An 18,943-nucleotide genomic window follows, 5' to 3' on the forward strand; every position below is an offset into this window, starting at 1 on the left:
TCAGAGAAATGGACAACTTATGCGGTACAAGCAGAATCGCCGGATTTCGGTTCTCTTTATACCCGATGACAGATGATTTTATCAGTGTGATCAAGTCTGCGCTGAAAAAAACGGATACGTCAAAGGTTTGGACAAAGACCGATCATATCAGCACAGTTTTGCGCGGATCGATCGAGCATGTATTCGACGCCGCCAAAGCCATCTACCTGTATGCAGCAAATAGCGAAAAGCACATTGTCATGAACGGGACGTTTTCCATCGGCTGCCCCGGCGATACACAAGGAGATACATATCTGACAGCAGATGAAAAGCGTGTCAACGAAGAATCTGTTCACGACCTGAAAGCAGAGGCTCCTTGCCAATTTGCGCTTTATCCGATGAATGAGCCGAATTATATGGACATCATCATGAAAGCTGTTGAAATCGCTAAGGCTGACGGCACCTTTGTACAGGGTGTTCATTACGCAAGTGAGGTAGACGGAGATGCACACGACGTGTTCCGGACACTGGAAGCCGCTTTCCGCATGGCAAATCAGCAAACAGCCCATGTCACCATGACCGTGAACTTCTCGGCAAACAGTCCATCAAGAAAACAGAAAGCAGGGATAAAATGAAAAGCTGGAAAGTAAAAGAAATTGTCATCATGTCTGTTATCAGTATTGTTTTTGGCATTGTGTATTTAGTATTCACCCATTTCGGAAACGTACTTGCAGGGATGTTCGGGCCCATCGCTTATGAACCGATTTACGGCATTTGGTTTATCGTGTCAGTGATTGCCGCGTACATCATTCGTAAACCGGGCGCGGCCCTTGTTTCAGAAATCATTGCAGCTCTCGTTGAATGTTTGCTGGGAAATCCTTCAGGCCCGATGGTTATCGTTATCGGCATTGTTCAAGGTCTCGGAGCAGAAGCTGTATTTCTTGCGACACGCTGGAAAGCATATTCCCTTCCTGTGCTGCTTCTGGCGGGTATGGGGTCTTCGGTGTCCAGCTTTATTTATGATTTCTTTGTTTCCGGTTATGCGGCGTACTCACCGGGCTATCTGCTCATTATGCTTGTGATCCGTCTCGTTTCAGGTGCGGTCCTGGCCGGCCTTCTCGGAAAAGCTGTCAGCGATTCTCTCGCATATACGGGTGTCTTAAACGGAATGGCACTCGGAAAGGAACTGAAAAAGAAAAGGAAACGGAAACGGGTATCAAATCATGCAAGCCTATAACAAGTTGCTTTCGGTTGACCGGCTTAGCTTTTCATATGAAGAAAACGAGAAACCGATTTTTCAGGATATAACGTTTGAGCTCCAAAAAGGAGAATGCGCTTTATTGTTAGGGCCGAGCGGGTGCGGAAAAAGCTCGCTTGCCCTCTGTTTAAACGGGCTTTACCCTGAAGCTTGCGACGGGATGCTGTCTGGGCATGTATTCTTATTTCAAAAAACGATCACTGACGCTGAAACCTCTGAAACAATCGCTCAGCATGTCGGAGTCGTCTTTCAGGACCCTGAGCAGCAGTTTTGTATGCTGACAGTAGAGGATGAAATCGCCTTTGGATTGGAAAATCTGCAAATCCCCCAAGAAGAAATGGTGAAGAAAATTGATGACGTTCTGGAAAAATTACACATCACTCATGTAAAGGAAAAAACGATTTCCACTCTGTCAGGGGGACTGAAGCAAAAAGTCGCGCTCGCCTGTATTTTGGCGATGGAGCCTGAGCTCATTATTCTGGATGAACCGACTTCCCTTTTAGACCCTTATTCAGCACGGGAATTCGTTCAAATGATCAAAGAGCTTCAGCAGGAAAAAGGCTTCGGCCTTCTCGTGATCGAACATCAGCTTGATGAGTGGGCGCCTTGGGTTGAAAGAACAATCGTACTGGATGGAGCAGGCAAGAAAGCCTTAGACGGGCCGACTAAGGATATGTTTCAGCATCACTCAAACATGTTAAGAACAATGGGAATCGCTGCGCCAAAAATTTGTGGCTTACAAGAAAACGTGAGCATACCGTTTACATTGTCAAAAGAAACGCTGTTCAAGGAACCCTTCCCTGCTGGGCCTGCTGAAGAAGCGGCGGTTCTTTCTGCTGAACACGCAGTGCAGGTCCAGAGCTTATCGTTTTCAAGAGGACAGCAGACCATTTTCAAAGACATCAGTTTTTCATTGCGTGCAGGCTCTTTGACGGCACTTGTCGGGCCAAACGGCACAGGAAAATCTACGCTGTTGTCTGTTCTCGCCCGTTTGCTCAAACCGAAAAGCGGCAAGATTCTTCTGCATGATAAGCCGCTGGAGTCTTACAAAGAAAAAGAGCTTCGCAAACAAATGGGATTGGTTTTCCAAAATCCAGAGCACCAGTTTGTGACTGACACAGTATATGATGAGCTGCTGTTCGGCCATGCGGCAAATGCCGAAACCGAGAAAAAAGCGCAGAACCTGCTGCAGCGTTTCGGCCTTGCACATTTGGCGGACCACCATCCGTTTGCGATCAGCCAAGGGCAAAAACGGCGGCTGAGTGTCGCCACAATGCTGATGCACGATGTAACGGTTTTGCTTTTAGACGAACCGACCTTTGGCCAAGACGCCAAAACAGCCGCTGAATGCATGGAAATGATTCAGCATATCCAGACAGAAGGCACCGCTGTCCTCATGATCACACACGATATGGAGCTTGTATCTTCATATGCTGACAGCGTGCTTGTGCTTCACGGCACACATTTGGCCTTTGACGGAACACCGGAACAATTATTTTCTAGGGAAGCCGAGCTCGTCCAAAAAGCAAAGCTCACCCTCCCCCTTCGATATGAATGGATGACATACCAGCAGGAGGTGCGTGATGAAGCAGCCGTTACATCTCATTAACCCGGCAGTAAAAGCAGCGGCGGTTTTTTGCTGTGTCGTCATGCTGTCGTTTATTTACAATCCTTACACACCGGCGTGCTTTTATATCATGATTGTTGCGGGTGTCCTGTTTGCGGCCAGAATACCGCTGAAAAAATGGCTTTTGTTCACGATTCCGTTTTTGATTTTAGCATTCGGCTGCGTATGGACAGCCGCTGTTTTCGGCAAGATTCCGACGACCGCAGATAATTTTCTGTTCCAAGCCGGCCCTTTTTCGATCAACAGTGAAAATGTGGCTGTCGGCATCTCACTCGGGTTTCGTATTTTGTGCTTTTCTGCCTTATCAATGATGTTTGTTTTTACAACCGATCCGATTTTATTTATGCTGAGTCTTGTGCAGCAGTGCAAGCTGTCCCCGAAGCTTGCATATGGCGTCATTGCCGGATTTCGTTTTCTCCCTCTGTTAAAAGAGGAGGTCCAGCTGATCCAGCAGGCACATAAAATCCGAGGCGGGGCGGCGGAAAATGGCTTAAAAGAAAAAATAAACGCGTTAAAGCGCTATACCATCCCGCTATTAGCAAGCGCGATCAGAAAAGCGGAACGAACAGCTCTTGCGATGGAATCAAAAGGATTTACAGGCAGCCGAAACCGGACGTATTACCGGTCGCTTACCGTCAGCCCGCGCGACTGGCTGTTCTTTTTCCTCATTCTCTTGTTATTCGCAGGATCTTTTCTTGTGTCTTTATGTTTTACCTCATAGAAAAAGCCGCTATGTTGAATAGCGGCTTTTTTATTATTGATGATAGTTCAATGCTTGGGCAAGATTGGTTTTAATATTAATGTTCGTAAAATCAATTCCAAGCTGTACAGCGGTTTGCGCAATTTCTGGTCTGATTCCAGACAATGTGGATCTGACACCGATTAAAGTAAGCGCCTCAATCAATTTAAAGATTTGGTGCGCCACCATTGTATCAACAACGACGACACCTGAAAGATCGATCAACAGATGCTCAACGCGTCTTTTCGCACATGCATTAAGCGTGTTCTCAAGAATAAACTTTGCCCGTTCAGTATCAATATCACCGACAAGCGGCAGCAGAGCTGTCGTTTTGCTCAGAGTAATGACAGGCGAGCTTAATTCCAGTATCATTTCTCTCTGGGCATTTAATTGCTGTTTTGCATTCGATTCAGCGTGATCGACGAATGTATAAATGGTAAAATCAAAAACTTTCACAATCAAATCGGCCCATTTTTGTTTCTCTCCCGGTCCAAATGCCGACTCGTTTTCTTCTGCGAACTTCTCAAAATACTTCGTATATAATCTTCGATTTCTCATAAACTCACGGATGACGTATTGCACCGGGGTATCGAGATGTTTTTGATCATTCGTCAGCTCAATAACCCATTGTTGAAATTCATCGAGAAATTGTTTTTCCGGTAAAACATACATGTAATTCAGATGCCGGTAGAACTCTCTGTCCTGCTCTTTCAGCTCCTCGGTTACAGTTGCATTATGTAAGGCATAAATCGAATTCGGATCGCTTTCCTCCATTGTGTCAATCCATTCCTCGGCCATTTGTTCTACATGCTCAGAAAAAAACGCAAATATTTTTTCATTCAGTTTCATCACACTGCTCCTTTCCCAACTTCTATTATAACTTGACTGACAGCTGAATCCCAGCCATACACGCTAGAGACATCCATTATTTTGAAAATTACTAATCCATTGGATTGTATCCTATTTTTTCAAAATGCTTCAAACGACACTGTCCGAGCGGCTGCTTTTTTCATATAATGTGAGATAACACCCTTGTATCCACTTGCAAGCATAAAAAAGGAGGGCTTTTTTATGAATGGTGAAATCCGCTTGATCCCGTATGTGACGAATGAGCAGATCATGGATGTGAACGAGCTTCCTGAGGGTATTAAAGTGATTAAGGCGCCAGAAGTGTGGTCAAAAGGGGTTAAAGGCAAAGACGTAAAAATTGCTGTATTGGACACCGGCTGCGATACGAGCCATCCCGATTTGAAAAACCAAATCATCGGCGGAAAGAATTTCACAGATGATGACGGCGGCAAGGAAGATGCCATTTCCGACTACAACGGACACGGCACACACGTTGCCGGAACGATTGCGGCTAACGATTCAAACGGCGGCATCGCCGGGGTTGCGCCTGAGGCAAGCCTTTTAATTGTAAAGGTGCTTGGCGGTGAAAACGGCAGCGGAAAGTACGAATGGATTATTAACGGCATTAACTATGCTGTTGAGCAAAAGGCTGATATCATCTCAATGTCCCTTGGCGGACCGAGCGATGTGCCTGAACTGGAGGAAGCGGTCAAAAACGCCGTCAAAAACGGAGTGCTAGTCGTTTGTGCCGCGGGAAATGAGGGTGACGGCGACGAACGCACAGAGGAGCTTTCCTATCCTGCTGCGTATAATGATGTAATTGCGGTTGGATCTGTTTCAGTAGCGCGTGAATCGTCAGAATTTTCAAACACAAACAAAGAGATTGATCTTGTTGCACCTGGTGAAAACATTTTATCCACTCTTCCCAACAAGAAATACGGGAAGCTTACCGGCACATCAATGGCTGCCCCTCATGTCAGCGGAGCGCTTGCTTTAATTAAAAGCTTTGAAGAAGAATCTTTTCAAAGAGAGCTCTCTGAATCTGAGCTTTATGCGCAGCTGATCCGCAGGACACTTCCGCTCGATATCGCAAAAACATTGGCCGGGAATGGATTCCTGTATTTAACCGCTCCTGATGAGCTGTCAGAGAAAGCAGAGCAGTCACATTTACTGACCCTATAATATTATTTTTCTCATATAATATATACCGTAAATTGTAAAAAAAATTTCAAAATCTTTGTTGACAATGAATTTGAATTGCTGTTAAGATTACCAACAAATGATTCAACTTTTCAAAAAATTAATAACATTTTCTCTTATCGAGAGTTGGGCGAGGGATTGGCCTTTTGACCCCAACAGCAACCGACCGTAATTCCATTGTGAAATGGGGCGCACTGATTTTCGCGCCGAGATTTATATCTCTTAAGGCACGGTGCTAATTCCATCAGATTGTTTCTGAGAGATGAGAGAGGCTGTATGTTTTGCAAAAAAGCCTCTTTCTCTCATGGGAAAGAGGCTTTTTAGTTGTGAGAAAACCTCTTAACAGCCTGTATCCGCGGGTCAACAAGAGTGTTTTACATATAAAGGAGGAGAAACAATGACAACAATCAAAACATCGAATTTAGGATTTCCAAGAATCGGACTGAACAGAGAATGGAAAAAATCGCTTGAAGCGTATTGGAAAGGAAACAGCGATAAAGATACGTTTTTGAAGCAAATCGATGAATTATTCTTATCCGCAGTGAAAACGCAAATTGACCAGCAGATTGATGTTGTGCCTGTTTCTGATTTCACACAGTATGATCATATTCTTGACACTGCGGTCAGTTTCAACTGGATCCCGCAACGCTTCAGACACCTGACTGACAGTACAGATACATACTTCGCCATCGCCCGCGGAATAAAAGACGCCGTATCAAGTGAAATGACAAAATGGTTTAATACAAACTACCATTACATCGTGCCGGAATATGACGAGAGCCTAGAGTTCCGCCTGACAAGAAACAAACAGCTTGAAGACTACCGCCGAATCAAACAGGAGTACGGCGTTGAAACAAAACCTGTTATCGTCGGCCCTTATACGTTCGTCACGCTTGCAAAAGGCTACGAGCCATCTGAAGCTAAAGCAATTCAAAAACGTCTCGTGCCGTTATATGTACAGCTTTTAAAAGAGCTTGAAGAAGAAGGCGTAAAATGGGTTCAAATTGATGAACCTGCGCTTGTCACCGCTTCAGCTGAGGATGTACGCGGCGTAAAAGAGTTATTCGAGAGCATCACAAATGAGCTTTCTTCCTTGAATGTGCTTTTGCAAACGTATTTCGATTCTGTTGATGCTTATGAGGAGCTTATTTCTTATCCTGTACAGGGTATTGGGCTTGATTTCGTTCATGATAAAGGCAGAAACCTGGAACAGCTTAAGACACACGGCTTTCCGAAAGATAAAGTGCTGGCAGCCGGTGTCATAGACGGACGCAACATTTGGAAAGCTGATCTTGAAGAACGCCTGGATGCCGTGCTTCATATCCTCAGCATTGCACAGGTTGATGAATTGTGGATTCAGCCTTCCAGCAGCCTGCTTCATGTTCCGGTAGCGAAACACCCAGATGAGCATTTGGAACAAGATCTGCTGAACGGATTGTCCTACGCGAAAGAAAAACTGGCAGAGCTAACAGCTTTAAAAGAAGGCTTAGTATCAGGCAAAGCCGCCATCAGTGAGCAAATTCAGCAAGCGAAAGCGGACATCAAAGCGCTCAAACAATTTGCAACAGGAGCCAATTCTGAACAAAAGCAAGAGCTGGAACAATTAAGCGATAAAGACTTCAAGCGCCCCATTCCGTTTGAAGAACGCTTAACCCTGCAAAATGAATCTCTCGGACTCCCGCTTTTGCCGACAACAACAATCGGAAGCTTCCCGCAGTCTGCTGAAGTACGCAGCGCACGCCAAAAATGGCGGAAAAACGAGTGGTCTGATGAACAATACCAAAACTTTATCAACGCGGAGACGAAAAGATGGATTGATATTCAGGAGGAATTGGATCTTGATGTTCTTGTTCACGGTGAATTCGAACGGACAGACATGGTTGAATACTTTGGTGAAAAGCTGGCCGGCTTCGCCTTTACGAAGTACGCCTGGGTTCAATCATACGGTTCACGCTGTGTACGCCCGCCGGTCATTTATGGAGATGTAGAGTTTATTGAACCGATGACAGTGAAAGATACTGTATACGCTCAATCGTTAACATCCAAGCATGTAAAAGGAATGCTGACAGGTCCTGTTACGATTTTAAATTGGTCCTTCCCTCGGAACGATATCTCGAGAAAAGAAATCGCATTCCAAATCGGACTCGCCCTCCGCAAAGAAGTAAAAGCGCTTGAAGACGCGGGCATTCAAATCATTCAAGTCGATGAGCCAGCCCTGCGTGAAGGCCTTCCGTTAAAAACCCGTGATTGGGATGAATATTTGACTTGGGCTGCCGAAGCATTCAGATTAACAACCTCTTCCGTGAAAAATGAAACACAAATTCATACACATATGTGCTACAGCAACTTCGAAGACATCGTCGATACGATCAATGATCTTGACGCTGATGTCATTACGATCGAACACAGCAGAAGCCACGGAGGATTTTTGGATTACTTAAAAGAGCATCCGTATTTGAAAGGGCTCGGGCTTGGTGTTTATGACATTCACAGTCCACGTGTCCCGTCAACTGAGGAAATGTACAACATTATCGTTGATGCGCTTGCTGTATGTCCGACTGACCGTTTCTGGGTAAATCCTGACTGCGGTTTAAAAACAAGACAGCAGGAAGAAACAGTCGCAGCCTTAAAAAATATGGTTGAAGCGGCGAAACAGGCAAGAGCTAAGCAGACACAGCTTGTATAATACGAAAACCATCTGCAAATGCAGATGGTTTTTTCTTTTAGAAAACGGGAATCGGTTTTCGATGCTCCCCATCCCCTTCTTTTAGTATTTTGGCTGTTCCATTTTTATCAAATGCCACAAGGCTCAATGATGTATCATGTATGTAAGCAGAATTCCATATGTCATGAATGCCTCTTCCCTTTATGATATTTAACAGCATTAATATAAAGACAGAATGGGTAACCAGAAGAATATTCCCGGAAGAATGGCTGTCTAAAATCAATTGGAGAGCCAGCCTTGCCCGGCTTTCGAGGTCAAAAAACGTTTCACATCCCGGCTGGCGATATGCTTCAGGATGATGAAAATAAGCATGAAAAAGATCAGGTTCGTCTCTTTCAATATCCTCTTGTTTTTTCCCTTCCCATGGCCCCAGAGACATTTCTCTGAATATACGATCTTTCACCAGCGGCAGGCAGCGCGGTCCCAATATAGCTTTTGCCGTCTCTTCTGTCCGCTTGCTCGGGCTGATGTAAACCTGATTGAATTTAATATCCTTCAGCCGTTCTCCAAGAGCTCGGGCATTGTACAGCCCAAGTTCTGTTACACCAGAATCCAGCCAGCCCTGCATTCTTTTTTCTACGTTCCAATGTGTCTGTCCATGCCTGGCGATATACAAATGCAGCATATGCTCCCCCTCCCTTTTTTTCATCTTAGCAAATCACCCAAATATTTTGTTTATTTTTCATTTTTTTGAGAATGTTTTTTGCACTTCTTTTCGGCTATACTTATATCATTCGATCGACTGGGAGGGTATGGGATGAATCATGAAACGTTTTTAAAGCGGGCTGTCGAGCTTGCTCGTGAAGGAGTGATTGCTGGAATCGGCGGGCCTTTCGGAGCTGTTATCGTGAAGGACGGGGCCATTATAGCCGAAGGACAGAACAACGTTACTACAAGCAATGATCCGACTGCCCACGCGGAAGTAACTGCTATTCGAAACGCCTGTAAAGCGCTTGGGACATACCAGCTGGATGACTGCATGTTGTATACGAGCTGCGAGCCATGCCCAATGTGCTTAGGCGCCATCTACTGGGCCCGGCCGAAAGCCGTTTACTATGCTGCTGAGCATACAGATGCTGCTGAAGCCGGTTTTGATGATTCATTCATTTATGAAGAAATCAATAAACCTGCTGAAGAAAGAACGATCCCCTTTTATCACGTAACTCTCACGGAGCATTTATCTCCGTTTCAAGCATGGCGGGATGTTGACCATAAAAAAGAATATTAAAGGATCAGGCATGTGCGGCCTGATCCTTTGTTAATTCACTGAGCAGCTGCTGTGCCTGAGTACACCTCGGGTTTGCTTTCAGCGCTTTTTGCAAATATAAAACTGCTGTCATATGTTGATGCAATTCAGCGTGACAGACGCCCAGCCAGCAAAGGGATCGAAAATCAGCGGCCCCTTTAACCTGTACGTACTGATGGTTTTCACCTTGCGTTTGCAGACAGGATTCAAATGCTGTAATCGCTTCTCTGACTTTTTTAAGCTGATACTTCATTATCCCTTTGTAGTAGTAAAGGGTGCTGTAATCTGGATAATGCCGCAGTGCTTCATCAATATCCCGCTCAGCTTCTTCATACCGTTCAGAATCAATGAAGAGTTGAAACTTGATATAATATAAAACCGCTGGAGGAATTTGCTTTTTGCTGTTGCATTCATTTATGCACTTCATTGCCAGGCGGATGGCTTTGCTCTGTTCACCGCCTCTGTCGTACTCAGCTGCTTTCTGATAAATGAGAAGCGGGTCGGCATATGACGTCAATAATTCTGTATTCAATATGCTTAAATTACGTTTATGCTTACACTTTGCCTCCTGCTCCAGATAGCCGTAATGGTGAATAACACAAGGGAGAGAGAAAGCGCCGCTTGCCTCCTCACCCACGGGCTTTTCGCAAATTCTTCCCTTAAACGTTATCTTCCGCTGATTCCGTATCAGCCTGATCTGCATTTGTTCAAATGCTTCGTTTTCATCCCATTGCTTTCCCGTATAGTTTATAACCTTTACGTAACCAAGGGACTGCCTGCAGTCATTCAGCAGTGAACGCAATAAGCTTCCCGTATCCACGTCTAACTCTTCATCTGCATCCAAAATCAAAATCCACTCACCCTTGGCATGCTGTAAACTGATGTTTCTTGCCTGCGAATAATCCTGTGTCCATTGATGATGATAGACCTGAGCATGAAAACTTCTGCAAATTTCTACTGTTTGATCGTTTGATCCGGTATCAACGACAATGATTTCATCAGCAATATGCTGCACGCTTTCTAAACAGCGGACAATATGACGTTCTTCATTTTTAACAATCATACAAACTGACAGCTTCGGTCTTTTCATTTGCTCACCTTTTCTCTAGTCTGAATCCACCTATACTACATGTATTCACACTTCGAAAAGATCATAACCAATCCGTTCATATCAAAAAAACATCCTGAGAACTCTCAGGATGCTGCAAATTATTTTAATTCCAATTTTACATCAACATTTCCTCTTGTTGCTTTAGAATAAGGGCAGAATTCATGAGCAGCCTCGACAAGCTTTTGGGCCTGATCCCGATCCAATCCCTTTGTATTGACGACTAGTGTGACTCCAATTTTAAAGCCGCCGTCTTTCTCATCCTTCATGAGGCTGACCTGACCTTCTATTTCTGAATCAATGTCAATATTTTGTTCTTTGGCCACGTGTTCAAGCGCGCCGCCAAAGCATGCTGCATAGCCTGCAGCAAAGAGCTGTTCCGGGTTTGTTCCGGTTTGTCCTTCTTTTTTTGCATTGGGCATGACAATGTCAAAATCGAGAACCCCGTCATCTGATTGAATATGTCCTGAACGTCCACCGCGAGCAGTGGCTTTTGCTGTAAATAATGCCATTTGTTTTCAGCCTCCTTATTTGTCTTTAGTTGTTATATTTCCCATACACATCTTTTTAAACATGTTTTGTTTGCCGAGAATAGGAAAAGTGGTGATTTTCAGCTACAATAGTATGTAATGTCAGAAAAAGTTGGTGAACACAGATGCAAAATGGATTTGATCATATGAAATTAGAGAATCAGCTTTGTTTTTTGCTTTATGCGAGTTCGCGGGAAATGACAAAGCAGTACAAGCCGCTGCTTGAAAAGCTGAATGTGACATACCCTCAATATTTGGCTTTGCTTTTATTGTGGGAACACGAAACACTTTCCGTCAAAAAAATGGGCGAGCTTCTGTATTTGGATTCCGGAACGCTGACACCGATGCTGAAACGGATGGAGCAGCAGGACTTGATTACCAGAAAAAGATCTGAAGAGGATGAGCGGTTGGTGATGATCAGCCTGACAGAGAACGGAACGTTATTAAAAGAAAAAGCGGCTGATATTCCGGGAACGATTCTGGGACTCTCAGGCCAGTCCGGCGAGGAATTAAAACACTTAAAATCGGCTCTATATACATTGCTTGAAACGCTGCACCAAAAAAAATGAGGATGCCCTATGTGAGGCATCCTCATTTTTTATTCAGCGACTTCCAATGTGACATCGATATTGCCGGATGTTGCTTTTGAATAAGGGCAGACACCGTGCGCTTTTTGCACAAGTGCCTGTAATTCTGATGCACTGACTCCTTTTCCTTTCACCTGCAGCGTCACACCCAGTTTGTAGCCCTGATCTGCTTCATCCTTTAACAGGCTGACATGCGCTGTAACCTCCGTCTCCACTTTCACTCGTTCTGTTCTTGCTACAAGCTGAAGTGCGCTGTCAAAGCAAGCTGCGTAACCTGCCGCAAACAGCTGCTCCGGATTTGTCGCTTTTTCTAATTTCTTTGCTCTCGGTGTTCCCGGCATTGCGACATCGAGCTCGAGAACGCGGTCTGATGAAATTACCTTTCCTTCTCTTCCTCCTACGGCTGAAACAGACGCTGTAAATAATGGCTGACTCATTTTTGTATCCCCCTAAATATATTTTATACAATTAAATTGTACACAATCTAATTTGCGGTGTCAATTTTTTAGTGCACAAAAAAAAGCTTATCCCGTTACGAGATAAGCTTTTTCATCGAACATTGCCCCGCTATTCGCGAATTTGTCCTGTTCCTTTAATGATATATTTTGTAGAAGTTAATGCAGGAAGCCCCATCGGTCCTCTTGCATGAAGCTTTTGTGTACTGATGCCGATTTCTGCTCCGTAGCCAAATTCAAAGCCATCGGTAAAACGGGTCGACGCGTTATGATAGACCGCGGCGGCGTCTACAGCCGTTTGAAAGTAAGCCGCATGCTTATCGTTTTCAGTTAAAATGGCTTCAGAATGATTAGTGCCGTATTTCTGGATATGCTGCACAGCTTCCTGTACACTTTCAACCGTCTTTACACTGATGACAGGCCCTAAGTATTCCGTTCCCCAATCTTCTTCTGACGCCTGTTTGCTTGAAGAATGAAGCCCGCATACGAATTCATCGCCGCGGATTTCGACTCCCGCTTTTTCCAGCTGCGTCAGCAATTCTTTTCCGTGCTGCTCTGCCCATGCTTTGTGGATCAGCAGTGATTCAATCGCGTTGCACACGGAAGGGCGCTGCGTTTTGGCGTTTATGACAACCTTTTCAGCCATTTGCTGATTTGCCGTTTCATCTATGAAAATATGACAGTTGCCGGCTCCGGTTTCTAATACCGGGACTGTTGATTCTCTTACAACGAGATCGATCAGTTTTTTTCCTCCGCGCGGAATCAATACATCCAATCCGTCATTTAACGTAAAGAGTTCTTTTGCTGTCTCTCTGCTCGTATCCTCAATCAGCTGCACAGCGTTGATTGGAAGCGCTGATTGCTCAAGCGCTCTGTGAATAACACTGACGAGTGCTTTGTTGCTGTGAATGGCCGAGGAGCTCCCCCGCAGGACAACCGCATTTCCTGTTTTCAGGCAAAGGGTAGCCGCATCAACTGTGACGTTTGGCCTCGCCTCGTAAATCATTCCGGCAACACCGAGCGGCACACGGATTTTTTCAATAAACAGGCCGTTCGCTTTTTCAATTGTTTCAAGAGATTCGCCGACTGGGTCAGCCAGATCAATCAATAGCTCTACCGCGTCCGCGATGTCGCGTATGCGTTTCTCATCCAGCGTGAGACGGTCAATGACATCGGGTGTTAACCCATTTGCTTTTCCGTTCTCAATGTCTTTTGCATTTTCCGATAAGAGAAAATCCAATTCTTTACGGAGTCCATTTGCAATGAGACTGAGCGCCTCATTTTTTTCAGCCGTTGTTTTCATCATCATTTCAGCTGCTGCTTCTTTCGCCAGCGTCGATTTTACAGAAACTTCACTCATTTTTCCGCCCCCTAGTCTTTTAAGTTGACCCAGTCATTCCTGTGAATGACCTCAAACGTTTTGTCAAAATCAAGCTCATTGCTTCGTTTTCCTTTTGCCTCCATAATCTCCTCAGATGAATAATGGGTCTGGCCTTTGCCGATCACACCGCCCGGTCCCCGGACTTCAACGACAGCCCCTTTTGGAAAGCTTCCGTTCACGCCCACTACGCCAGCCGGTAAAAGACTGCTTCCGTTATGAACCATCGCCTCTTCGGCACCCGCGTCAATGACGATTTCCCCTGATATCGGCGAGTGGAATTGAATCCATTGTCTCGTATTGTTGACTGAGGATAGCTCCTTGTCGCCGATATAAGTCCCATCTCCCCTGCCATCTAAAATATCCGCCAGCTTTTGTTCGCCGCTGCCTGTTCCGATGAATACTTTGACCCCAAGAGACAGTGCGGTTTGTGCAGCTAACAGCTTTGATTTCATACCGCCCGTGCCGACCCTTGATCCGGCTGAACCCGCGTATCCCAGCAATTCAGGGGTGATCTCCTGCAAATAATCAAATCGTTTCGCATCAGGATTTTCATTTGGATTGGCATCATACAGCCCGTTAATGTCAGTCAGGATCATGAGCTGGTCTGCATGAATTAATCCGCTGACCAAAGCAGAGAGCATATCATTGTCGCCAAAAGTCAATTCTTCAACAGACGTAGAATCATTTTCATTAATAACCGGGATAACACCGCGCTCCAGCAACTCCATAATCGTTGCATACGCGTTTCGATACCGCTCTCTCTTCGAAAAATCATTTCTCGTCAAAAGGATTTGTCCCGGGGTAAGTGAGTATTGTTTAAATTGATTCATGTATTGCTGCATTAACAGTGTTTGTCCGACCGCGGCTGCCGCCTGCTTTCCCTTGAGGGTAACAGGACGGGACGGATAACCGAGACTGGAAAACCCCGCCGCTACTGCTCCCGAGGTAATCAAAATCATTTCATGCCCCGCTTTTTTCAAAAGAGAAATTGCCTGAACGTGTTCTCTGATTTTCACCTCATCAATGCTTCCTTTGCTATTTGTAAGCGAACTGCTTCCTATCTTCACTACTATTCTTTGTTTTTTCATTTATTCTCCTCCGCGGCTCTTCGCCAGCCAACTTACAATAAAAAAACCCATTTCATCCTCATTCATAAGGACGAAATGGATTTCCGTGGTACCACCTTGTTTGAACGCACTTCAGCACGTTCCGCTTCCCTGTAACGCCAGGTTATGCGCCTAGGTTTTCCCCCTAAGACTCCAAGGCAGGTTCGGCAGGTTTCATGCGGCAAAATGTTTCAGCCACTCATTTTGCTCTCTGTCACAGAAAGGTCTGCTTACTAATCCTCTTCAACGCTCAATGATTTTTTTATATTATGCAAAGAAAAAAGCCTCTTGTCAAGGTTTTTTCCACATCAAAAAAGCCCGCATTGCGCGGGCGTCTGGCAGTCTAGTTAAAGACAATGGTTTTATTTTCGTGAACGATGACGCGGTCTTCCAGGTGCCATTTCACAGCGCGGGCAAGAACGCTGCGTTCAATCGTTCTGCCGATATTTTTCAGCGCGTCGGCATTGTCGCGGTGGTCAACACGCTCAATGTCCTGTTCAATGATCGGCCCTTCATCAAGGTCATTTGTGACATAGTGAGAAGTTGCGCCAATCAACTTGACCCCCCGCTCATAAGCCCGTTTATACGGATTGGCACCGATAAAAGCAGGCAGGAAGGAATGGTGGATATTGATGATTCGATTCGGATGAGCCGACACAAAATCAGGCGTTAAGATCTGCATGTAGCGAGCAAGAACGATCACATCAATATCATATTGTTCCAGCAGTTCAAGCTGCTGTTTCTCAACTTCCGCTCTGATATCTTTGTTCGCTTTTAAATAGTGGAATGGAATGTTCAGCGGTTCAACAAGGTCTCTCGCATCTTCATGGTTGCTGATGACAACCGCGATTTCCGCCATGAGATTGCCGGTTTGCCATTCCCAAATGAGCTCATGCAAACAGTGAAGCTCCTTTGATACAAAAATAGCGACACGCTTCAGTTCGCTGGCCATCGTTAAGCTCCACGTCATGTCGAATGTATCCGCAATAGACGAAAACGCATCCTGAAGTTTTTCTTTTTTCTCCTGAATGCCTTCACAGTCGAAGTCAATTCTCAGGAAAAAACGCCCGCCTTCAGGATCTGTCGTATATTGATTGGATTCAATAATATTGGCGCCATGTTCTAATAAAAACGCAGAAACCGCAGCAACAATACCCGGCTGATCAGGACAGCTGACCAAGAGGCGCCCTTTATCTTCATTTCCGTCACGGTATTCATTTAACCGCTGGGTCATATATGATTTCATGAATAATCCCTCTTATCTTTGTAAGTCTAAACTAATTATCCATTATACTGAAGATTTGATAAAAATCAATTTATGACAGAATTTTTAAACCGACGGCCGAGCACAAGATTAATGCGATAAAGAAGATCCGTTTGGCGTCTTTCGGCTCATTGTAAAAGAGAATGCCGATAAGCGCCCCGCCCGCGGTGCCGATTCCTGTCCAAACGGCGTAAGCAGTGCCCATCGGAATGGTTTCCATAGCAAATGATAATAAGGAAAATGAGGCGGCAAAACCGATAATGATCAGCACCACCCATTTCGCACTTTTTTCTTTCGCAAATTGATTCATAAGTGCGACGCCTGCCATTTCCAAAAATCCCGCGCCTAATAAACTGATCCAATGAAGCATTATGCCTCGCCTCCTTTTTCATCAGCCTCATCCTGTGTCACAAGCTTCAATCCGATCACACCGATTAAGAGCACGCCGATTAACAAAAGCTTCGGCAATCCGACCGGTTCGTGAAACAGAAACATTTCACTCATCACCGTTCCTGCTGTGCCAAGACCTGTAAAGACGGCGTATACGGTACCGACCGGCAGGCTGGCTGTCGCCTTCATTAACAAATAAAAGCTAACTATGATACCGACGGCAGTGCCGCTCCATGTTAAGACTGAGTCAGCATGCTTTAAGCCCACAACCCAAACAACCTCAAATACGGCGGCTAACACAACCAATCCCCATTTCATATCACATCATTCCTTTCTATCTATGCAATAAAATTCTCCGAAAACAAAAAAACCCCGGACAGTCGACTCATAATGAGCTTGACTCTCCCGGGCTTTTTTCCCTCCGTGTGCATATGCGCTGTTATGATGCGCATATGTGTTTTCTCTCGGACCAGTCCATGTCAATGAACATGCGGAACCCTAGAAAACTTTATCTGGTCTTATGATACTACACCTCGACGCTGTCTTCAATTGTAAGATTTTCTTTCATACACAGCGATCGGTTTATTCCATTTTCTGATCGTCCGGCTGTAAAGCATGCCGATTTTCTCTGCCACCCGTAAAGACGCTTTGTTATCCGGGTCAATCAAAGCCGCAATTTTGCCGTACTGCCGCTCCTTGAAACCATAGTCCAGGCAGGCTTTGGCCGCTTCTTGCGCATAGCCGTTTCCCCAGTGCCGGCGGGCAAACATATAGCCGATTTCCATTGCCGTTTCATTTTCGGTTTGCTGAGGCACGATTCCGCATTGGCCTAAAAAATCCCCCGTCTGTATGTCTTCGGCGATCCAGAGACTGACCCGGTACCCTTTTTCATTTCTTTTGTTCCAAGCAATCCACTCGCGGGTTTGCCGTTTATCTTTTAAACCGGAATAATATTTCATCACTTCAGGGTCGCTGAAAAGCTCAAGTAAAGATTCTTGATCCCGGTCCTCCATACAGCGCAAACGAATCCGTTCGGTCACAAGCTTCGTTTCAGCGCGCATTTTTGATCATATCCTGCTTCCATTCTTTTTTAAGGGCTTCAATATGAGCTTGATGATAGCGATTATGATCCGCCATATGCCATATCCCCCATCTTACTGTTGCCTTGTCACCCTCGTAAGAAAGCGTCTGATGCAAATCGTTCTCCGTCAAGGTCTTACATACCGATTTCAGCTCGTTTATGACATGTTGATGTCTTGTCAAAAGTTCTTCTAAACCCAGCTGATTCTTTGGTTCAGGCAATCGTCCGCTTTCATCTGTCATCGGGCCGTAAATGTCTTCAATATGTTCTGGGACCCGATTCTCCTTTATGCGCCACACCCATCTGATATCAACATTTGCGATATGCTGCATCAGCTGTGCCGTGCTGTTTTTTGTTTGACAGCACCCCTTATAATATAGCTCTCTGTGAGTCATGCGGCTAACAATGGATGCCAGACGGAGGCTGTTTTCTTCCACTGCGGAATACAGCAGACTGACTGTCGGCGCCATGTCTTTTCTAATGAATAAGTCCCTCATGTTCCATTCCCTCCTTACCTATGTGTACATTTTGACGTAAGGGGGAACATTTCCTTTGCAGAAGGCACAATCTAATCTATCAAAAAAGCGCCGAAAGAATGTCGGCAGCACATTTAATTGTTATTCCCAGGCTTGTACAAATACGGATCATGGTGCGCATCGTTGGATGTATTCAAATCGAGTGAGATGTCACCGCGGTCATTTAACGTGCCGAGCGTGACCAAAGACAGCTGTTTTGGGCTGTGTCCTTTTTCCTCAAGCTTTTCAAACAGCCAGCTTCGGTTTTTTTGAAGGTACTTCAAATTGTGATCAAGGATCTCACCGTCCAATATGAGGGGAATCGGGATAAAGTTCCGTTCAGCCTCCATATTCAAATCCCGCACCTGCACTGCTCTCGCTTCTTCTGTCGGGATCACGCTTACTTCTCCCGTTTCTTCAATGATGGCAAGATCAATATCAGCCGGATCAGCATAGCCTTTTTCTCTCAGTTTTCCGAGCAGCTCATTGACGGTCAGTCTCTCTTTTTTGAGTCCACGCTCATCGATATCCCCGTTCCGGATTAACACTGTCGGACTGACCACCAGCAGCCATCTCCACTTATTAGAAAGAGCAAGCTTGCTCATCAGAAGATAAAGCAATAAAAAGGCGCCTGCGTAATAAATAGACATTGGCAGCTTGGATGTGAGGATCGGCTCACTGATGATGGTTCCGATTGCAAAGGTCAAAAGCAAATCAAAATTGTTCATTTGTGACACGGCTTTTTTTCCGGCAAGCCGAAACAAAATATAAGCAATCGAAAACACGATAACAGGCTTGAATAAAAATGCCCATACCATCCATAACACTGATCATTGCCCTCCATCCGCTAGTCATAATGAATATATTGTTCCCTGTAACTGAAACGCTATGCATATCTTACCT

At 45.1% G+C, this 18,943-nt stretch carries 21 protein-coding genes and 2 riboswitches; of the genes, 8 read left to right on the plus strand and 13 right to left on the minus strand.

Annotated elements, in window-relative coordinates; translation table 11 throughout:
• Positions 1–8: 8 nt before the first annotated feature.
• Genes KXD37_RS14910 through KXD37_RS14925 form a run of 4 tightly spaced genes read left to right on the plus strand, consistent with a single transcriptional unit; the run spans position 9 to position 3,585 of the window.
• Positions 9–614: a YkoF family thiamine/hydroxymethylpyrimidine-binding protein gene (locus KXD37_RS14910; protein ID WP_101860627.1), complete on the plus strand. Its 606-nt coding sequence runs from the start codon at positions 9–11 to the stop codon at positions 612–614.
• Complete coding sequence (locus KXD37_RS14915) at positions 611–1,216, plus strand: ECF transporter S component (protein ID WP_127695382.1); 606 nt, start codon at positions 611–613, stop codon at positions 1,214–1,216. Before KXD37_RS14910 ends, KXD37_RS14915 begins: the two co-directional genes overlap by 4 nt.
• Positions 1,203–2,846: an ABC transporter ATP-binding protein gene (locus tag KXD37_RS14920; RefSeq protein WP_127695384.1), complete on the plus strand. Its 1,644-nt coding sequence runs from the start codon at positions 1,203–1,205 to the stop codon at positions 2,844–2,846. The genes KXD37_RS14915 and KXD37_RS14920 overlap by 14 nt, the downstream gene beginning before the upstream one ends.
• Entirely contained in the window at positions 2,821–3,585 is a 765-nt protein-coding gene (locus KXD37_RS14925) for a CbiQ family ECF transporter T component (RefSeq protein WP_106022228.1), read from the plus strand. Before KXD37_RS14920 ends, KXD37_RS14925 begins: the two co-directional genes overlap by 26 nt.
• 33 nt (positions 3,586–3,618) lie before the next feature.
• On the opposite strand, the gene rsbRB is transcribed toward KXD37_RS14925, so the two are convergent.
• Positions 3,619–4,452, minus strand: a complete 834-nt coding sequence (gene rsbRB / locus KXD37_RS14930; protein ID WP_024121127.1) for an RsbT co-antagonist RsbRB — start codon at positions 4,450–4,452, stop codon at positions 3,619–3,621.
• Positions 4,453–4,674: 222 nt separating this feature from the next.
• On the opposite strand from rsbRB, the gene isp reads away from it, so the two are divergent.
• Positions 4,675–5,634 (plus strand): serine protease Isp, encoded by a 960-nt coding sequence (gene isp / locus KXD37_RS14935; protein WP_106020422.1) that lies wholly within the window; start codon positions 4,675–4,677, stop codon positions 5,632–5,634.
• A gap of 131 nt (positions 5,635–5,765) precedes the next feature.
• Positions 5,766–5,921: riboswitch (SAM riboswitch) on the plus strand.
• A gap of 128 nt (positions 5,922–6,049) precedes the next feature.
• A complete protein-coding gene (metE, locus tag KXD37_RS14940) occupies positions 6,050–8,338 on the plus strand; it encodes a 5-methyltetrahydropteroyltriglutamate--homocysteine S-methyltransferase (RefSeq protein WP_127695386.1) in 2,289 nt (762 codons plus the stop codon).
• A gap of 37 nt (positions 8,339–8,375) precedes the next feature.
• Here the strand turns inward: metE and KXD37_RS14945 are convergent, their stop codons facing one another.
• Positions 8,376–9,002: a histidine phosphatase family protein gene (locus KXD37_RS14945; protein WP_106020424.1), complete on the minus strand. Its 627-nt coding sequence runs from the start codon at positions 9,000–9,002 to the stop codon at positions 8,376–8,378.
• Between the two features lie 132 nt (positions 9,003–9,134).
• Here KXD37_RS14945 and KXD37_RS14950 point away from each other — a divergent pair, with 132 nt between their 5' ends.
• The gene (locus KXD37_RS14950) at positions 9,135–9,605 is read left to right on the plus strand and encodes a nucleoside deaminase (protein ID WP_106020425.1); all 471 of its coding nucleotides are present in this window, start codon (positions 9,135–9,137) and stop codon (positions 9,603–9,605) included.
• A 4-nt stretch (positions 9,606–9,609) separates the two neighbouring features.
• Here KXD37_RS14950 and KXD37_RS14955 read toward each other — a convergent pair whose 3' ends face one another.
• Together KXD37_RS14955 and KXD37_RS14960 are read right to left on the minus strand one after the other, a co-directional pair.
• The gene (locus KXD37_RS14955) at positions 9,610–10,713 is read right to left on the minus strand and encodes a glycosyltransferase family 2 protein (RefSeq protein WP_106020426.1); all 1,104 of its coding nucleotides are present in this window, start codon (positions 10,711–10,713) and stop codon (positions 9,610–9,612) included.
• Between the two features lie 119 nt (positions 10,714–10,832).
• Positions 10,833–11,243 carry an organic hydroperoxide resistance protein gene (locus tag KXD37_RS14960; protein WP_010333958.1) on the minus strand — a complete coding sequence of 137 codons (411 nt, stop codon included), beginning with the start codon at positions 11,241–11,243 and terminating at the stop codon, positions 10,833–10,835.
• A 143-nt stretch (positions 11,244–11,386) separates the two neighbouring features.
• Here KXD37_RS14960 and KXD37_RS14965 point away from each other — a divergent pair, with 143 nt between their 5' ends.
• Positions 11,387–11,830: a MarR family winged helix-turn-helix transcriptional regulator gene (locus KXD37_RS14965; protein WP_095713468.1), complete on the plus strand. Its 444-nt coding sequence runs from the start codon at positions 11,387–11,389 to the stop codon at positions 11,828–11,830.
• A 29-nt stretch (positions 11,831–11,859) separates the two neighbouring features.
• Here the strand turns inward: KXD37_RS14965 and KXD37_RS14970 are convergent, their stop codons facing one another.
• The 9 genes from KXD37_RS14970 to KXD37_RS15010 form a co-directional block, all read right to left on the minus strand.
• Positions 11,860–12,285 (minus strand): organic hydroperoxide resistance protein, encoded by a 426-nt coding sequence (locus KXD37_RS14970; protein WP_010333956.1) that lies wholly within the window; start codon positions 12,283–12,285, stop codon positions 11,860–11,862.
• A gap of 130 nt (positions 12,286–12,415) precedes the next feature.
• Positions 12,416–13,663 (minus strand): glutamate-5-semialdehyde dehydrogenase, encoded by a 1,248-nt coding sequence (gene proA / locus KXD37_RS14975; RefSeq protein WP_263463636.1) that lies wholly within the window; start codon positions 13,661–13,663, stop codon positions 12,416–12,418.
• An 11-nt stretch (positions 13,664–13,674) separates the two neighbouring features.
• On the minus strand, positions 13,675–14,772 hold the full coding sequence (gene proB / locus KXD37_RS14980; RefSeq protein ID WP_106020429.1) for a glutamate 5-kinase: 1,098 nt from the start codon (positions 14,770–14,772) through the stop codon (positions 13,675–13,677).
• 361 nt (positions 14,773–15,133) lie between these two features.
• Positions 15,134–16,036 (minus strand): formyltetrahydrofolate deformylase, encoded by a 903-nt coding sequence (gene purU / locus KXD37_RS14985; protein WP_024121117.1) that lies wholly within the window; start codon positions 16,034–16,036, stop codon positions 15,134–15,136.
• Positions 16,037–16,106: 70 nt separating this feature from the next.
• Complete coding sequence (locus KXD37_RS14990) at positions 16,107–16,424, minus strand: DMT family transporter (RefSeq protein ID WP_059292921.1); 318 nt, start codon at positions 16,422–16,424, stop codon at positions 16,107–16,109.
• Positions 16,424–16,762 (minus strand): DMT family transporter, encoded by a 339-nt coding sequence (locus KXD37_RS14995; RefSeq protein WP_024121115.1) that lies wholly within the window; start codon positions 16,760–16,762, stop codon positions 16,424–16,426. The genes KXD37_RS14990 and KXD37_RS14995 overlap by 1 nt, the downstream gene beginning before the upstream one ends.
• Before the next feature lie 82 nt (positions 16,763–16,844).
• Positions 16,845–16,957: riboswitch (guanidine-I (ykkC/yxkD leader) on the minus strand.
• A 32-nt stretch (positions 16,958–16,989) separates the two neighbouring features.
• Positions 16,990–17,505 (minus strand): GNAT family N-acetyltransferase, encoded by a 516-nt coding sequence (locus tag KXD37_RS15000; RefSeq protein WP_095713471.1) that lies wholly within the window; start codon positions 17,503–17,505, stop codon positions 16,990–16,992.
• A complete protein-coding gene (locus KXD37_RS15005) occupies positions 17,495–18,022 on the minus strand; it encodes a DinB family protein (protein ID WP_185848033.1) in 528 nt (175 codons plus the stop codon). The genes KXD37_RS15000 and KXD37_RS15005 overlap by 11 nt, the downstream gene beginning before the upstream one ends.
• Before the next feature lie 113 nt (positions 18,023–18,135).
• Positions 18,136–18,867, minus strand: coding sequence for a DUF421 domain-containing protein (locus tag KXD37_RS15010; RefSeq protein ID WP_024121113.1), 732 nt, complete (start codon positions 18,865–18,867; stop codon positions 18,136–18,138).
• Positions 18,868–18,943: the final 76 nt, after the last annotated feature.

It is taken from the genome of Bacillus sp. XT-2, assembly GCF_025696525.1.
Lineage (GTDB): Bacteria > Bacillota > Bacilli > Bacillales > Bacillaceae > Bacillus > Bacillus halotolerans.

Bases quoted from the DNA above. Each gene is read 5' to 3' on its own strand.
- KXD37_RS14910 (WP_101860627.1), top strand. From the start codon at position 9: ATGGACAACTTATGCGGTACAAGCAGAATCGCCGGATTTCGGTTCTCT.
- KXD37_RS14915 (WP_127695382.1), top strand. From the start codon at position 611: ATGAAAAGCTGGAAAGTAAAAGAAATTGTCATCATGTCTGTTATCAGT.
- KXD37_RS14920 (WP_127695384.1), top strand. From the start codon at position 1,203: ATGCAAGCCTATAACAAGTTGCTTTCGGTTGACCGGCTTAGCTTTTCA.
- KXD37_RS14925 (WP_106022228.1), top strand. From the start codon at position 2,821: ATGAAGCAGCCGTTACATCTCATTAACCCGGCAGTAAAAGCAGCGGCG.
- rsbRB (WP_024121127.1), bottom strand. From the start codon at position 4,452: ATGAAACTGAATGAAAAAATATTTGCGTTTTTTTCTGAGCATGTAGAA.
- isp (WP_106020422.1), top strand. From the start codon at position 4,675: ATGAATGGTGAAATCCGCTTGATCCCGTATGTGACGAATGAGCAGATC.
- metE (WP_127695386.1), top strand. From the start codon at position 6,050: ATGACAACAATCAAAACATCGAATTTAGGATTTCCAAGAATCGGACTG.
- KXD37_RS14945 (WP_106020424.1), bottom strand. From the start codon at position 9,002: ATGCTGCATTTGTATATCGCCAGGCATGGACAGACACATTGGAACGTA.
- KXD37_RS14950 (WP_106020425.1), top strand. From the start codon at position 9,135: ATGAATCATGAAACGTTTTTAAAGCGGGCTGTCGAGCTTGCTCGTGAA.
- KXD37_RS14955 (WP_106020426.1), bottom strand. From the start codon at position 10,713: ATGAAAAGACCGAAGCTGTCAGTTTGTATGATTGTTAAAAATGAAGAA.
- KXD37_RS14960 (WP_010333958.1), bottom strand. From the start codon at position 11,243: ATGGCATTATTTACAGCAAAAGCCACTGCTCGCGGTGGACGTTCAGGA.
- KXD37_RS14965 (WP_095713468.1), top strand. From the start codon at position 11,387: ATGCAAAATGGATTTGATCATATGAAATTAGAGAATCAGCTTTGTTTT.
- KXD37_RS14970 (WP_010333956.1), bottom strand. From the start codon at position 12,285: ATGAGTCAGCCATTATTTACAGCGTCTGTTTCAGCCGTAGGAGGAAGA.
- proA (WP_263463636.1), bottom strand. From the start codon at position 13,663: ATGAGTGAAGTTTCTGTAAAATCGACGCTGGCGAAAGAAGCAGCAGCT.
- proB (WP_106020429.1), bottom strand. From the start codon at position 14,772: ATGAAAAAACAAAGAATAGTAGTGAAGATAGGAAGCAGTTCGCTTACA.
- purU (WP_024121117.1), bottom strand. From the start codon at position 16,036: ATGAAATCATATATGACCCAGCGGTTAAATGAATACCGTGACGGAAAT.
- KXD37_RS14990 (WP_059292921.1), bottom strand. From the start codon at position 16,424: ATGCTTCATTGGATCAGTTTATTAGGCGCGGGATTTTTGGAAATGGCA.
- KXD37_RS14995 (WP_024121115.1), bottom strand. From the start codon at position 16,762: ATGAAATGGGGATTGGTTGTGTTAGCCGCCGTATTTGAGGTTGTTTGG.
- KXD37_RS15000 (WP_095713471.1), bottom strand. From the start codon at position 17,505: ATGCGCGCTGAAACGAAGCTTGTGACCGAACGGATTCGTTTGCGCTGT.
- KXD37_RS15005 (WP_185848033.1), bottom strand. From the start codon at position 18,022: ATGAGGGACTTATTCATTAGAAAAGACATGGCGCCGACAGTCAGTCTG.